The organism is Hymenobacter sp. 15J16-1T3B (genome assembly GCF_020711235.1).
GTDB lineage: Bacteria > Bacteroidota > Bacteroidia > Cytophagales > Hymenobacteraceae > Solirubrum.
The window spans coordinates 1-14,440 of record NZ_JAJFAV010000031.1; the positions used below are offsets into that span (position 1 = coordinate 1).

The 14,440-nt window shown below is 54.4% G+C and carries 8 protein-coding genes; 1 reads left to right on the top strand and 7 read right to left on the bottom strand.

Annotation, left to right across the window (positions count from 1 at the left end; translation table 11 throughout):
- The 6 genes from LJ737_RS26615 to LJ737_RS26640 all read right to left on the bottom strand — a co-directional run.
- Nucleotides 1-434: DUF262 domain-containing protein (locus tag LJ737_RS26615; RefSeq protein ID WP_227769823.1), on the bottom strand; the 434-nt coding region annotated here is incomplete at its 3' end.
- A gap of 50 nt (nucleotides 435-484) precedes the next feature.
- Nucleotides 485-3,574: a type I restriction endonuclease subunit R gene (locus LJ737_RS26620; protein WP_227769824.1), complete on the bottom strand. Its 3,090-nt coding sequence runs from the start codon at nucleotides 3,572-3,574 to the stop codon at nucleotides 485-487.
- A gap of 1 nt (nucleotide 3,575) precedes the next feature.
- A complete protein-coding gene (locus LJ737_RS26625; RefSeq protein WP_227769825.1) occupies nucleotides 3,576-5,576 on the bottom strand; it encodes a DUF262 domain-containing protein in 2,001 nt (666 codons plus the stop codon).
- Nucleotides 5,563-6,948: a DUF262 domain-containing protein gene (locus tag LJ737_RS26630; RefSeq protein ID WP_227769826.1), complete on the bottom strand. Its 1,386-nt coding sequence runs from the start codon at nucleotides 6,946-6,948 to the stop codon at nucleotides 5,563-5,565. The genes LJ737_RS26625 and LJ737_RS26630 overlap by 14 nt, the downstream gene beginning before the upstream one ends.
- Nucleotides 6,949-8,265: a restriction endonuclease subunit S gene (locus tag LJ737_RS26635; RefSeq protein ID WP_227769827.1), complete on the bottom strand. Its 1,317-nt coding sequence runs from the start codon at nucleotides 8,263-8,265 to the stop codon at nucleotides 6,949-6,951.
- On the bottom strand, nucleotides 8,265-10,631 hold the full coding sequence (locus tag LJ737_RS26640; RefSeq protein ID WP_227769828.1) for a type I restriction-modification system subunit M: 2,367 nt from the start codon (nucleotides 10,629-10,631) through the stop codon (nucleotides 8,265-8,267). The genes LJ737_RS26635 and LJ737_RS26640 overlap by 1 nt, the downstream gene beginning before the upstream one ends.
- A gap of 218 nt (nucleotides 10,632-10,849) precedes the next feature.
- On the opposite strand from LJ737_RS26640, the gene LJ737_RS26645 reads away from it, so the two are divergent.
- Nucleotides 10,850-13,729 (top strand): DEAD/DEAH box helicase family protein, encoded by a 2,880-nt coding sequence (locus LJ737_RS26645; protein ID WP_227769829.1) that lies wholly within the window; start codon nucleotides 10,850-10,852, stop codon nucleotides 13,727-13,729.
- 155 nt (nucleotides 13,730-13,884) lie between these two features.
- On the opposite strand, the gene LJ737_RS26650 is transcribed toward LJ737_RS26645, so the two are convergent.
- A partial coding sequence (locus LJ737_RS26650) for a hypothetical protein (protein WP_227769830.1) occupies nucleotides 13,885-14,440 on the bottom strand: 556 nt, incomplete at its 5' end.

Genomic DNA, 14,440 nt, shown 5'->3' on the forward strand with positions numbered 1-14,440 from the left:
CTAGGGAGCTGCGAAAAAGTAAGCCGGTTCAGCTCGGTTAGAACAGTTAATCCGGTGAGTTTGAATTCATCACCGTTGGGATACTTGCCATCAACGAAGGATAGAAAGGAGGTAAGACGCTGCTGGCCATCTATCACAGAATAAGTACCATCGCGCTCCTGGGCAAGGTAAATGACTGGAATAGGCACGTCCATTAGAACGCTTTCAATTAAGCGACTGGAAATAGCAGCTGAGGCCACAAAGTTGCGCTGGTACTCGGGTTGCAGCACCAGTTCTCCATCTGCAGTCATGCTGGCAAACTCGCGGATGGAGAAGTCCTTGGCCTGCCAAATGATTTTGCGCTCATCGGCTTTAACATCCAAGACTTCGTGCTGACTTTCGTCCGCATTGAATTCGTTTTCGATAATGGAAGGGGCAATGTAAAGGTCTTGCATGAAGTGTTCGGAGTTAATGTAGAGGTAGCGACTTGTTGCTGTCAGGCCTATTAAGCAGCCAAAAGCCGTTTTATGGTCTCTACAAAAGCATGCTTAAAGGAGTCATCCTTGGCTAGCATCTTGTAGAGGTCAAGCTCTGTCCGACGCTGACTGTTAATTACCTCCTCGAAGATGCGGTTAAAGGTTATTTCTCGGGTCTGATTGTCCGGGTTGTCCTCAAACTTAGCCTTAAAGTCGGGATGAGCCTTCATTCCGCGGACGATATTCAGGAACTTGACCCGCTGATCTTCCGGCGTAGCTTCCCAACCTTGAAACCACCGCTCATTGAACGCTTTAATGATTAGATCAAGCGGATCTTTTTCGGACTCTGGATCATGGGCTCCGCGGGGGTTGGGATTCTGTGGGTCAAGTTCTGTCTCGGAGTCATCCAGCCCAATGGTTGTATTGAGCTTGACTCGCTCCAAGCCATAAGTGGCTAAGTCAACCGAATCCATCAGTGCGTCTAAGGTATCCTGGTTAGGGTCTTGAAGCTTGAGGCGAGGAATCAGGAACTTCAGGAACCAGAACAATTGCTCCCATTTAATGACGTTGAACGGCATGATGGAAGCCAGTTGTCCGTAAATCTTGACGAACTGCTTGGCTTTGATCTTGAAGTCAACTTTCTGCTTTTCCTCTAAGCTGAGTTGATGGCTGAAACGGTCTTCCGCCAGCTGCAGAATGGGGCTTAGTTCGGTCTCGGCATCTTTGCCCAAAAAGTACCGATCGGCAAAATCTACGACCTCGTTCCACTCATACACGCCCACGTCATCCAGGTTGCTTTTCAGCTCGTGCAGAACGTTGACGTTTGTGGCCTGACTCAGAGTGGTAGCAGTGTAGAAGTCATCAAATGACTTCTTGATGTCTTCAATCGAGTTCCAGAAATCAAGTACAAATAGATCCTCCGTTTTCTTACCCAGCTTGTTTGCCGACCGATTCAGACGGGAGAGGGCCTGAACGGCCAACACGCCCAACAGCTTTTTGTCCACGTACATGGCCGAGAGCTTGGGCTGGTCGAAACCCGTGAGGTATTTGTTCGCTACCACCAGCAAGCGGTACTCGTCGTGGTCGAAGAACCTGGCTATGCGGTCCGTTATGTAGCCAGGGTCGGTGGGCTTGGCGGTATCCAGGCTTTCCGGGAAGTCGTTGAGCGAGTCTTCGGTGTGCTCAATGCCATCCACTTTCTTTTTTCCGGAGAAGGCAATGGCAATCCGGAAAGGGTGGCCGCGGTGCTGGAGTTGAGTGCGCAGAGCTTGATAGTACCGGATAGCCGCTTCAATATTCTGGGTGACGACCATGCCTTTAGCCTTACCCTTCAACTTCTTGGTATTTACCACGCTGCTCAGAAAGTGGTCGAGCATTATCTCGGCCTTAGTAGCAATGGTTTCTGGATGACGCTCGACGAAGGCCCGAAGCTTTTTCTGTGCCTTTGTAGTATCGAATAGAGGGTTTTCCGCAATGGATTTTTGAATCTCATAGTAGCTCTTGTATGTAGTATAGTTGGCCACTACATCAAGAATGAAGCCCTCCTCAATAGCCTGCTTCATCGAATACAAGTGGAACGGGCGGAATTTCCCGTCCTCACCCTTAACACCGAATTTCTCGAGCGTAGCATTTTTGGGGGTAGCTGTGAAGGCCAGATAAGAGGCGTTGCCGCGCATTTTGCGGGTTTGCATAGCCCCCAGAATTATATCCTGCGGGTCGGCGGCATCTGCATCTTCATCATTGGCATTGCCCATGGCCTGGTTCATCTTGTCGGCCGTAGGGCCGCCCTGCGAACTGTGGGCCTCATCGATGATGACGGCAAACCGCTTCTCGCTCAGGTCGGCAATGCCGTCGACGATGAAGGGAAACTTCTGAATCGTAGTGATAATGATACGCTTTCCCTGCTCCAGCGCATCCTTCAGCTCGCGGGATGAGTGCGCCGGAGCCACCACATTCTTGACATCGGAGAAGTCTTTGATATTCTCGCGCAGCTGTTTGTCGAGCAAGCGGCGGTCCGTGACTACTATCACCGAATCGAATAGGGGGTTGTCTACTCCCCTACCCCCGGCTACCTGCGCGTGCTGCGGGTAGGTTTCGATGAGTTGGTAAGCGGCCCAGGTAATGGAGTTGGACTTACCGGAGCCCGCCGAGTGCTGAATCAGGTAACGCTGCCCAACTCCGTGGCTGGACGCGTGCTCGACTAGCTTTCGCACTACCTGCAACTGGTGGTAGCGGGGAAAATACAGGGTACGCTTGCTGAGTTGATCGGTGTCGCGTCCGTCGAGGCGCACAAAATGCTGCAGGATGTTGGCCACGCTGTGGCGCGTCAGGACTTCCTCCCACAGATAGGTGGTGCGGTGGCCGAAGGGATGGGGTGGATTGCCTTTGCCGTGGTTGTAACCTTTGTTGAAGGGCAGAAAGAAGGTTTTAGCACCGTCCAAGCGGGTTGTCATGTATACCTCATCCGTATCCACAACAAAATGCACTAGGCAGCGGCCAAACTGCAGCAGTGGTTGCTGCGCGTCGCGCTCGTACCGGTACTGGTTTTGCCCGTTCACCTTGGCGCTCTGACCCGTCCAGGCATTTTTGAGTTCCAGCGTGCTAAAGGGCAAGCCATTGACGAAGAGCACCAAGTCTATTTCCTCTCCCTTGTTGGCCAGGCTGTAGCGCACCTGGCGCATGGCGCTGAACTCGTTGGTGTTGAAGGAGTCCTTGATTTGCTGGCTGCTCGAGGCCAACGGAAGCGGGTAGAACAGGGTGAAGTGAGCATCGTCTACTTCCAAGCCCTTGCGCAGCACGCGCAGCAGCCCGTACTTCTTGATGAGCCGGTCCAGCCGTTCCAATATTTTGAGCTTCCAGTCGGATTGCTGGCGAAGCTTGTCCAGCTCTTTACCCTGCGTAGCCTCCAGAAAATGCCAGAAGCGCCGCTCATCGATGGCGTAACGGGCATCGAAATCGTCTGCGAAGCCAATGTAATAGCCGTCCCCCCCCCGGTATGCCTCAGTTTGCTCCTCTACCAAGGCCGGTAGAGCAGGATTGGCCAGTTCTTCCAGGCAGGTTCCGGTCAGCCGTTTCTGAATCGCGGATTCTAATGCTTGTTCGTTGGTAAGGGTAGGCATATTATAAAAGTGTTGTTAGCACAGCAAGTGAGATACCTTCTTCGTGCCTCTGAGCTAAAAGCAAGTCCCTCATGGCATGGCCGTGCGTCTTTATCTCTTCGACGTTCCAATCACTTTCCTTGGTGGTCAAGTCCATCATCAGGCGCTGTTTGAGGCTATCGGGCTTGACGCGGATGTAATGGTCTTTCTTAGCCCACGGCAGGTAATTGCGCAGGGCTGAGTTCTTGGCGGAACTGATTAGGCAGAGGTTGCCGAAGTGGTGTAGATACTTGCCGGGAAGTGGCTCTGCGTCGAGCGGGTGCTGGGGATAGTAGTGCTCAACCGAGCTACGGAAGGTAAACTCGAAGTCTTTATAAACTGCTTTGTCGCGCTTCCAGAGCAGAAAATCCAGGTAGTTGAAAACGAAATTCTCCACTCCCGTGCCCTGATGCAGCAGCGCCTCGTTCAGGGCTGGCTGCTGGTTCAGTCCATCGGGCGTGAAAATCATTTCGTAATAGTCTTGCTTGGCATCCGTCAGGTAGCGGTTGAACAGGAAGCCGTTGGCCAGTCGCTGCAGGTAATTGCGGTACTCATGGGCCGTGACACGCTCCTGAGCAAACAGGTAGTTGAGCGCCCCGCTTAACCAGTGTTTATAAATCTGGGTGGGGTTCGACACATGGAACATGGCCAGCAGCATGAGCACCTCCCGGTTCAGGCCCGTTTCATCGTCGCCGAAGGTACCACTATAGTACGCCGATGCCGACGAGCTCTTTTTCATTGCCTTCAGGCTCCAACTATCCCCTGTGTTGTCGTATTCGCGCTTCAGCACGAACGTATCCAACAGGTTGCGGCCCCGGAGTAGGTTATAGGCAAAATCCCGAACGAATTTCTGCTGGTTCGGAGCCTTGTTGAGTTGGGCATTAAACGCGTCCAGCAAATCCTTATCGTCCAGCCTGACTTGGCTCTGCACGTCAACCGCCGCGCTTTTACGCCGCGCTTCATCGGCTACCTGTATCCGCAGAATGTGCAGCAGGAAATTAGGGAAGTTGATGACGGCCGTAAAACGCGAGGCGTCGTCGCTATCGGACCTCGCGGTACTGGTTTGGAGCGCAGGGGTACGCTCGCTGAGGATGGTGTCGAGGTCGTACTCGTCAAGGTGCGAACCAGGCACTTGGCCGGTATAGAGTTTTTCGGCTACGTCGGCAAAGTCTTTAGCCCGCAGCAGGCTCCAATCCTCGCCGAAAAGCACGTTCCGCACATTGGGCTCGAACCCGTACTGTACGTAGCGCTCCATGTAGGAGCAGGCTTCCCAAATTCGGTTGAAGCAGTGGCTGGCCCGATGGTCTTCCTGCAGCACGTTGAGCAGTTGAGCCTTGAGCACTTCGTGTTTTTCAAGCTGCTCCCCCCGGCTGTTCATAATCTCGAAGTAGTGGTTCAAATCGGTGTCGGGGGGCACCGCAACGAACAGGATGGAGACGTTGTCGAGCAAGTAGCCAAAGAACTGGCTCACCGAAATTCCCTTTTCGGCTGGGAGGTGGCGCAGGCTTCTTACGGCCACTTCGTAGGCTTGCTTGATTTCGGTGTTATAAGTCTTGTCCGAAGAAAAACGCAGGGGACCTTCTTGGAAGAGCACGCGTAGCGTTTCCGTGGCCGAGGGCCGGCTGTCGTATTGCAGGTTGAGCTGGAAGCGAGTTGTCAGCTGGTCCAGTTGCTGCTTCGACAGTTTATCAGCGTATTCGCGCTTCAATGCGCACAACAGAATGTTGAGCGTGGTTAGCCGCTGCTGCCCGTCGATGGTTTCGCGCACGATGCCTTGTTCGCTCTCCCGCTCATAGGCAATGAGCGTCCCGATACGATACCGGGTATCTGGCTTATTGAGCGCGTAATCGGCAACGTCCTGAATTAGCTGAAGTACTTCCTGTTCCGTCCAGGCATAGTTGCGTTGGTAGAGGGGGATGACGTAGCGGCCGGAGCCAAATAAGTCACGAATGGAATATTCTTGGGGAATACTAGCGGACTTCATAGTGCAATTGTGTGAATAACTCTTTCAGGCGTTCTACCCGGCTGGCAACGGCGTTGACAACCGGAGGCAGTGGGGCAGCCAGCACCTCGTGCGGGGCCAGCGCCTCGCGGATGAGCTGGAACATCTGCACGCCCTGCAGGGCGTTATTATCGATGGAGGCCAGGCGCACGGACTGGAGTTCTAGACGCACCCGGTAGGCCCACACAAACAACACCTCAATGGCGCGGCCCAGCTCGTGGTGGCCAAACCGGTCCACGTAATACAGCAACGCACACTCGAAGAGCGTGCGCACATACTGGTCGCCGGTGCGGTGGCGGCCTTCGTACTGGTCGAGGGCGGTCAGTATGCGGTGGGCAGTGCTGGTTTCGGGGAGTTGGTCCCGGAATCTTTTGAAGTTGCAAAGGGCTGTTACCTGCGCCTGGTAGTGCGTCACCAGCTCGAAAAACCGCTGGCCGTTTACCACAGTCTGGTCGAGCTGGAAGGGGTAGGCCAGCTGCTGGCCGTCAATCTGCCGGTCGGGGTGCTGGCGGTAGCCGGCTACGTACTCGTCGGCGATGCGGTGCAGGCGTTCGTGGGGGTGGGTTTGCGGACCTTGCAGGTTTACACCCTTAAAGACGGCCACGTCGGCGCGGGTGAAGTCGCGGGCGGGGCGGCCTTTGGCCCAGTTGCGAATGCGGAACAGGTAATCGTGAAACAGCCGGGCTAGGGCCTGCTGGTCCGCGTCTTGCCAGGGCTGCACGGTGGACATGCGCACGGCCTCGGGCAGGTGCCCCATCTCGCGCAGGTGAAACGCCTTGAGCAGGTCGTGGGGGGCCAGCTCCTTGCCGCGGGCGTTCTGCGAATCGAAAAACTGGAAGGCTTCCGAGAGGTCGTCGATAACGACCAGCACCACCTCGCAGCGCTCGAAAAAGAAGCGGGTGGTGGCCTCATCGAAGGCACCGATGCGGCGGCGAATTGCCTGGTAATTGCGGTGCAGGTTTTCCCGCGACACGGGGCCGTTAAAGCGCAGTTGGCTAAGGTCTGGCTTGAACGCCTGCGCATCACCCTCGCCGCTGCGCAGCTCATACAGCGCCCGGGCCACCAGCCCCAGCGTGACCGTGCGCTGCTGCCCGTCCACTAGGTAGAGCAGATCGTCATCGTCCCGATGCAGCACCACGGTGCCCAGGCGGTAGGCCGATTTGTCCTTGTGCTGCAGCACGTCGTCCAGCAGTTGCCCCACGTGTTGCAGGCTCCATTTGTAGGGGCGCTGGTACAGGGGAATCCGCAGGTTGGTTTTAGCTAGAAGCTCCTTAACCGAAATAATTTTGGCAACGGATTCACTCGCCCGAGCAGCCGTTACAGTCGGACTTTCCAATACATCCGCATCGTTCATCTAACACACCTTGATTTTGCCCGTAACGGCAGCGTTGATGAGGGTGGATTTGTACTCGCGGAGTTGCTCGATTTGCTTATTGACTTTCGAAATGGATTGGGTAGTCTTCAATGCAAGCAGATTTAGATAAGCGACGACCTCCTCTTGCTCGTCTATGCTTGGGACAACTATAGGGAAGTTCTTTATATCATCTTGACCGATATTGGGGTCAACCCTTGATCCTTTTGCCACAATCATCCAATATGGCCTACAGAACTTGACGTAAAAGAACAGGTAATCAACAAGTAGTCTTGGGCTTGGAATAAGCGCGCAGACTGCTTGGTTTACTGCTGAGGCAAATCGAACTAAGGAGTGTTTGCCAATAGTGCCTGCACCTCCGTACATGGCTACGCACACGAACTCAGATTGTATTTCCTTACATGCAGTGTCTCTGAGTGCCGCTTGAGTTATTGCTTCAGGCACAGAGCACAGCTCAGAATCATTTAAATCTGTTGTTCTTATCCACGGCATCAAACCGCCATAATACTTCTCACGCTCCCCACTAGGAGGTGTTCCACCACTGAGAGATTTAGCAACTTTTTTGATTTGGGTTACTTCCCAATGCGCCGGTACTTCTCCAATCCAGTCTACCCCGCTGTCCTTCATCGGCACATCAGGGTTGAGGCCGCGCGTAACGGCCCGCTGGATGAGAATCTGCCGCCGCTCCTGCAGCAGCTCAATCAGGCGCTCCTTTTGGGCAATGGCTTGGTCAATCTGGGCGGTTTTGCGGTCGAGGAAGTTGGCAATGGCGGTTTGTTCTTCTAACGGGGGAGCTAGAAACTTCAATCTTTTGAAATCCTCGTAACTCAGATTTTGCCTCAAACCTGAACCAAGTGAATAAATAATTTTAGTTATATCCAGCGCATAGAGGAAATAGTGATAATATCTATTTAAATAACTTGCATTTACTTTCAGATTTATATACGCATTGGTTATTATTCCCTTATTCTTTGCTAAACCGACTCTCAGACTTGTCTTATCATTTTGTAAGTCTGTTGGACGAATAATAATGTCGCCAGGATAAACCAACTGATAGGTTTCAAACGATTCAGGCACTAAGCCCACCAGCTTTTCTTCTGGTTTAATCACCACTTTTCCGTAGCTCAAAGACAGAACGGTTTTTTCAACCATCCCCTTATTCTTTTCACAACGCTCGTTTATAATTCTTGAACCAGGCAACAAAAGCCAATGTCCGGGAATTTCTCCTAGCCATTCTACTTCTGAGCTTTTATACGCCTCGTATTTCTGAACCTCAATTTCAATAACAACAGATTCCATTAGACAAGCGTTAGAATATCGTGAATAAGCCCTTCGCTTTCTTGCTCCAATGCCAGAATTTCCTGCGTTACCAGCTCGATGTCGCGCAGGCGCTTGTGGCGGTAGAAATATTTATTAAAAGAAATTTCGCAGCCGATTTTGGTGTTTTCCAGGCTCAGCCAGGCTTCCTCGACGTTGGGGCGCACTTCGCGCATAAAGAAGGGATAAATCTCCTCCTTCAGCGGCACCGCCTCGGTGTCGCGCAGGTCGGAGTCGCTCTCGTATTGCAGCCACTCGCCCTTGCGGCCGGTGGGGTAATAGCCAAAGTCCGGCAACTGGGCCTCGGTGCAGCCCAGGCGCTCGAGCAAAACTTCCAGCTTGGGGCCGTTCAGCTTGGTCGTTCCCTTAACCACCTTTTCCGCCGAGGCATCGTACCAGCTCACCGCGTTGAGAATGGCGTTGCGGTCGGCGGCCGTCAGCTTCGAGCCCATGCCCATCAGGGCCTCGTGCACGGCGTCGGTAAACTTGTTGAAGTCGCGCCAGGTATCGGTGCCCACGCGCTGCATCAGGCGGGAGGCCGTTTGCAGCAGCAGTAGCCCTCGGTTCCAGGTATCGGGGCTGCACAGGGCCTTGGCCTGCTTGGCACTCAGGTTCAGCTCCTGCTGCTCGCACCAGTACAACAGCTCTTTTTCATGTTGGGCCAGCTCGGTGTACACGGCCTCGCCGTATTGGGCGTAGGCCCACTCCATCGGCTCGCGCAGGCCCTTGTCGAAGCGCAGGGTGGCAATGCGCTCCTCCGTGAACTGGGCCATCAGCCGCTTGGGCCGCTCCACGGTCACTTTGTAATAGCCAAAGTCGCGGTTGTCGAAGATTTTGGCAGCAATGCCCTGGTCCTCGCCTGTGGTCGGGTTCACCTGTTTCTCCACGGCCTCCATCTGCTGGTACACGCGCACGATTTCGCGGATGTTCTCGGGCGAGAACTCGCAGTTCTTGTTGCCCAGGTTTTTGCGCAGCTTGCGGTAGAGCAGGCTTGCGTCGATGAGCTGCACCTTGCCGCGGCGCTTAGCCGGCTTGTTGTTGCTCAGCAGCCAGATGTAGGTGGTGATTCCCGTGTTGTAGAACAGGTTGTTGGGCAGCTGGATGATGGCCTCGAGCCAGTCGTTTTCGATGAGGTAACGGCGGATGTTGCTCTCTCCCCCGCCCGCGTCGCCGGTGAAGAGCGAGGAGCCATTGTGCACCGAGGCAATGCGCGAGCCTACGGGGCTCTGGTCAAGCGGCTTCATTTTGCTCACCATCTCCATCAGAAACAGCAGCTGGCCGTCGCTGGAGCGCGGGGTAGCATCCACCGTCTCTTCCTCGCCCCAGTAGTTGCGCAGCTTCACCACGAAGCGCGGGTCGATGACATCCTTGCCGTCCTTGATGTACTTCAGCTCCGAAGCCCAGCTCTTGCCATACGGAGGGTTGGAGAGCATGAAGTTGAACTGCTGCCCGGCGAACTCATTGGTAGCCAGCGTAGAGCCGACGCGGATGTTTTCAGGGTTGTTGCCCTTGATCATCATGTCGCTCTTACAGATGGCGTAGGTTTCGTCGTTGATTTCCTTGCCAAACAGGTACACGTCGGAAGAGGCCTTGATGATGCCGTCCTCGTCCTTGATGAAGTTCTGCGACTCTGTGAGCATGCCCCCCGAGCCGCAAGCCGGGTCGTAGATGGTGATGACCGACGGCAGCGTATCCTTGATAGGCTCAAACACCAAGTGCGTCATCAGGTCAATGACTTCGCGGGGGGTGAAGTGTTCCCCGGCTTCCTCGTTGTTGTCCTCGTTGAAGCGGCGAATCAGTTCCTCAAACACGTAGCCCATGCCCAGATTACTCAGCGCGGGCAACTTGCGGCCGTCAGGGTCGCTTGCCTCGAAGGGCGTGAGGTTGATGTATGGCGAGGTGAACTTCTCCAGCACATCCAGCAGCACGTCCTTGTTGGCCATGTGGCGCACCTGGGCCTTGAGCTTGAACTTCTCGATAATCTCCTTGACGTTGCTGCTGAAGCCGTTCAGGTATTCCTCGAAGTTGGCCACCAGGATTTGCTGGTTGTTGGTGGCCGTGTTTTTCAGGCGTTGTAGCGTCCAGGGGCTGGTGTTGTAGAACACATACCCGGAAGCCTGGCGCAGCCCGACTTCGTCCAACTCGGTTAAGCCGACCTCATTCCGCTGGAAAGCCAGCTCTTCCATCACGGCATCCTTGGTGGGTTCCAGCAACGCGTCGAGACGGCGCAATACCACCATGGGCAGGATTACATCACGGTACTTGCCGCGGACATACACGTCGCGCAGGCAGTCATCAGCGATGGACCAGATAAAGGAAACAAGCTTGTTATGGACGGCAGTATTCATTTAAAGCAAAGAGAGGGAAAAAACGAAAGGAAGCATGGGAGTATGACTTTGCAAGATAGGCTGAGCCACCTAAAAGACTGCAACTGATCCGAAGTGTGTAGCTAGTAAATACCGTAGATTTCCTCGTGCGCCATCACTAGCTACTTCGCCACGCGAAACACGACGGAGCGCATTAATACAGGTGATTTCCAGAATAACAGACTGCTCACATTATAACTATGGCCGAAAATTTACCCGCACCGCTCTACATTACCCACGATGCAGATGACCGCCCAGCATTGGCGGTAGGACCTGGCGCGGGGTTGGTGATGGCGCAGCACTGTCTACCACAGGCGCGAGAAACGATCAGGCTAGCCAGTGTTTATTTTTCTCTGTCAGGGTACGCCCTTACGCGGCAACTAATGACAGGCGGTGCCACGCTACGCGTACTCATCGGGCAACGTGACGGCCCTGAGGCGCACCGGGCTGTACTACAGGAGATACTGGCCGACTTGGCGCAATGTGAATTGACACTTGCCGAGGCAATCGAGGAATTGGTGCTACGCATGAAGACAGGACGCTTCTTCATCCGTGAAGCCCGATCATATGCCACCAGTTACGGATACCATTGCAAGTTTTATTTAGTGGACAACGCCACAGGCTGGCACGGCTCCACTAACTACAGCTGGCGCGGTTTGAAAGGGTCGGCGGAGCAAGCCAGTCTGCTCACCGACCAGGCGCAGATAGCCATGCTAGCTCAGTGGTTTGATGAGTCAGCCGCCCTGGGTCACGACCTCTTGGCCGACCTCTTGGCCCGCCTACAGGCTTGGCTAGATATGGCTACACCGTTTCAAGTGTATCTGAAAGCTTTGGCTGCCCTACGCCAGCTAGACGAACCGCCCCGACGTATACAAGCCGACCGACCTACCCACTACCAAAGGCTGTTGATTGCGCGCGCATTGCGGCAGATTACGGAGTACAATGGCGCGCTAGTAGTAGCGGCTACCGGCTTAGGCAAAACGGTACTAGGGGCCGAAATAGCCGCACACTGCTACGCCAGTGGCATAACCCGCCGCTGTATCGTACTGGGGCCCGCCGGTAGCGTGCGTAAGCAATGGCTGCGGCACCTGCGCACCGACCGCGACCTGAACGTAGTGTACTTCAGCTTGGATACGCTCTTTCGGCCCGACTCTGATAACGAAGACCATCAGGTTGAATTGCTACGTCAGCACCTGCGCAGCGCCGATGAGCACACGCTGATTTTGATTGATGAGGTGCATACCTACCGCAATCAGTGGCTGCGCGAAGCGGTGAAGACAGCCTCCAGTAGAGTATTTGAGCGGCTAGTGCCGGCGGTCCATCATCAAGGCGCACGCGTACTGTTGCTAACGGCAACCGTGTACGGCACCGATTTTGGCAACCTCAAAAGTCTACTACACCTGTTGCCGCTGCAGCCAGCCGCTGAAGGGCAGCCTCGCCGCGAATGGGATGCCCGCACAGCTGCGCAATTTGCCGCGCTGCCTGTAGTGACGATCTTAGGTATTCCACATGTATTGCAACTGGCCCGTGAGCGGGGCGACGTGGATGAGCAAGGGCGCGTGTTTGTGGAATTTAATACGCAACGTTGTTATCTGCCTCCAGAACTGTATTTGTATGCTCCGCGCTACCAGTTGCCTTTGCAAGATGCCATGCAACGGGCACTAGATGAAGAGCGGTTTGCCTCTACTACGCTCATTTTACACTCGTACTTCGGAGAGCAATTGCAGCTGGAAAAAGGCACGGCTAACAGCATTTATAACGAAACAATAGAATCCTGGCTTAGCTCGCCACCCGCCCTGGCACATTGCTTAGCCCGTAATATAGCTACTCCGGGTTACCGTGACCCAGTATATGCACAACCTCTCGCTGCGGGAGAAGCACTGCCTTATCAATACCAGATGAAGCAAAAGCAGACCACCCGGCAGCAGGTGTTAAGGCCTCTGCTCAATGCTATTCATCCCCCAGACTTTATACACGACGAGAAATTTTCATTACTCCAAACCATTGTGCAGCGGGTCTGCCTAACAAAGGCTACCCTAGGCACGAGCAAGGTTTTAGTATTTGTAAATCGATGGGCAACGGCTTTGTATTTGGTAGAAGGACTAACTAAAGGCTTTGCCGGAGTGCTCCGTGTGGCAAGCACCGTAACCACAGCAGTCGACGGTACGCCTGAGCTGCTGCCCCCGCCCGAGCGGGGATGGTTACTCCGTGACTTTGCCCCAGTTGCACACAGGCGCCCCGCCGGTACTGGACCCGATTACCACGTCCTCATTTGTACAGATGCTGATGGCAAGGGCGTGAACTTGCAGGACGCTGACACCTTGGTACACTACGACCTTCCAACTGCTGCCGATGAGCTTTATCAGCGCGTGGGGCGTCTACTCCGTCTTACTCCAAATCCTGAGCGACAAATTGCCATCTACACATTAGAACCAGCGCTGGCTTATGCACAGCAGGGCGAACTTCTACGAGTTGCGTCCAAAGCGCAGCTAGCTATAGAAACTCTCATTACGCGCCTGCAACGCCGCCACGACCATTCCCAACGCATTATGGTAACAGGAGTGCGAACGACGAGAGAACAGGCTCAGGAACCTTTAGAAAACCCCACGGCTATTATCACCACTGACCTGATGGCTGACCCGGTCTTTGAGGCTGCTACCGATGCCCCAGCGCAAGCAGAGCTTCGTCATCTTTCTGCATTAGCTCGTTACCGCGACCAAATCAATCAACTCGCAGATTCGCTACTCAGTGCGCGTACCTATGCGGAAACGCAGGCAAGGGTTATTGTATTACTACACACTGCCGGGCAGTATCATTTAATTCGCTACAACTTAAAAACCAGAAAATTGGAAACGCCGGGTGAAGCTGCATTACTGGAACAGTTAGCATGTCCAGCTGATACAAAACAAGCAGCAGTACCAGTAGCAATAGTGGAGCAAAGGGCGAACGAAGCCGCGCAGGCTTGGTGCCAGGAATATGGTGCGGTATCAACAGATGTCATGAAAGTATGTGCGTTATACCTGGACCCGCAGCGCATGTTGCGTAAAGGAGCTGCGCGTTTATTGGCCTCTGATATGTAAACGAAGTGAGACCATCATCTTGGCGCAACAAAAAAGACACTACAGCTTGTAGTGTCTTTTCCGGTCGATACTGAGAATTCTCGCAAGGAAACGTTTCAGAGGCGTAACAAGCCGTTACGCACCGGTTACAAAGGCGTTTCGGTAACGTCAGATGGTTATTCCAGTAGCCGTTCCCGCAGTTGTTTGCGCCATTTCTTCGGTAGCTCGTAGCTGGCTTTGTAGCCGGTGAAGATGCGGCCCTGGGCTTCCTGCCAGGTGTCGCGCAGCACCAGTGCGGCATCGCGCAGATCGTTTAGCCGGAGGCGGGCCTCGCTACCAGGTTCTTTCAGCTGAGGATGGCTTTTGTAGTGCTCCAGACCGTCGAGCACCAAGACCAGCAGCTTCTCCAGTTCTTCGTCGGGCAGCTTCTGCCCTTCCCAGTACAAAAAGGCCTCAATGGCTTCTTCGTAGTACTGGTGGGCTTGTTGCGCCCGCGCCAGTTCCTCCTTGCGCTGTTGTTCTCGTTTACGGGTCTCCTCTTCTTCACGCCACTGTTGCAGGTAGTTCAAGCGGCCGGACGAACCGCTGTTACTGATGGCAGGCAGGAATGACGCCGGAGGTTGGGACGGCACCAACGCAGTGCTGTATGCCGGTTCGGCGCCGGTGGAGTCGACCGGCGTATCCTCCGGCGGCTCGACCTCGAGGAGGTCATCGGCCTGGCGGTGGCGGTGC

Excerpts from the sequence above, each read along its gene's own strand:
- LJ737_RS26625 (WP_227769825.1), bottom strand. The coding sequence starts at position 5,576 with ATGAAGTCCGCTAGTATTCCCCAAGAATATTCCATTCGTGACTTATTT.
- LJ737_RS26640 (WP_227769828.1), bottom strand. The coding sequence starts at position 10,631 with ATGAATACTGCCGTCCATAACAAGCTTGTTTCCTTTATCTGGTCCATC.
- LJ737_RS26630 (WP_227769826.1), bottom strand. The coding sequence starts at position 6,948 with ATGAACGATGCGGATGTATTGGAAAGTCCGACTGTAACGGCTGCTCGG.
- LJ737_RS26635 (WP_227769827.1), bottom strand. The coding sequence starts at position 8,265 with ATGGAATCTGTTGTTATTGAAATTGAGGTTCAGAAATACGAGGCGTAT.
- LJ737_RS26620 (WP_227769824.1), bottom strand. The coding sequence starts at position 3,574 with ATGCCTACCCTTACCAACGAACAAGCATTAGAATCCGCGATTCAGAAA.
- LJ737_RS26645 (WP_227769829.1), top strand. The coding sequence starts at position 10,850 with ATGGCCGAAAATTTACCCGCACCGCTCTACATTACCCACGATGCAGAT.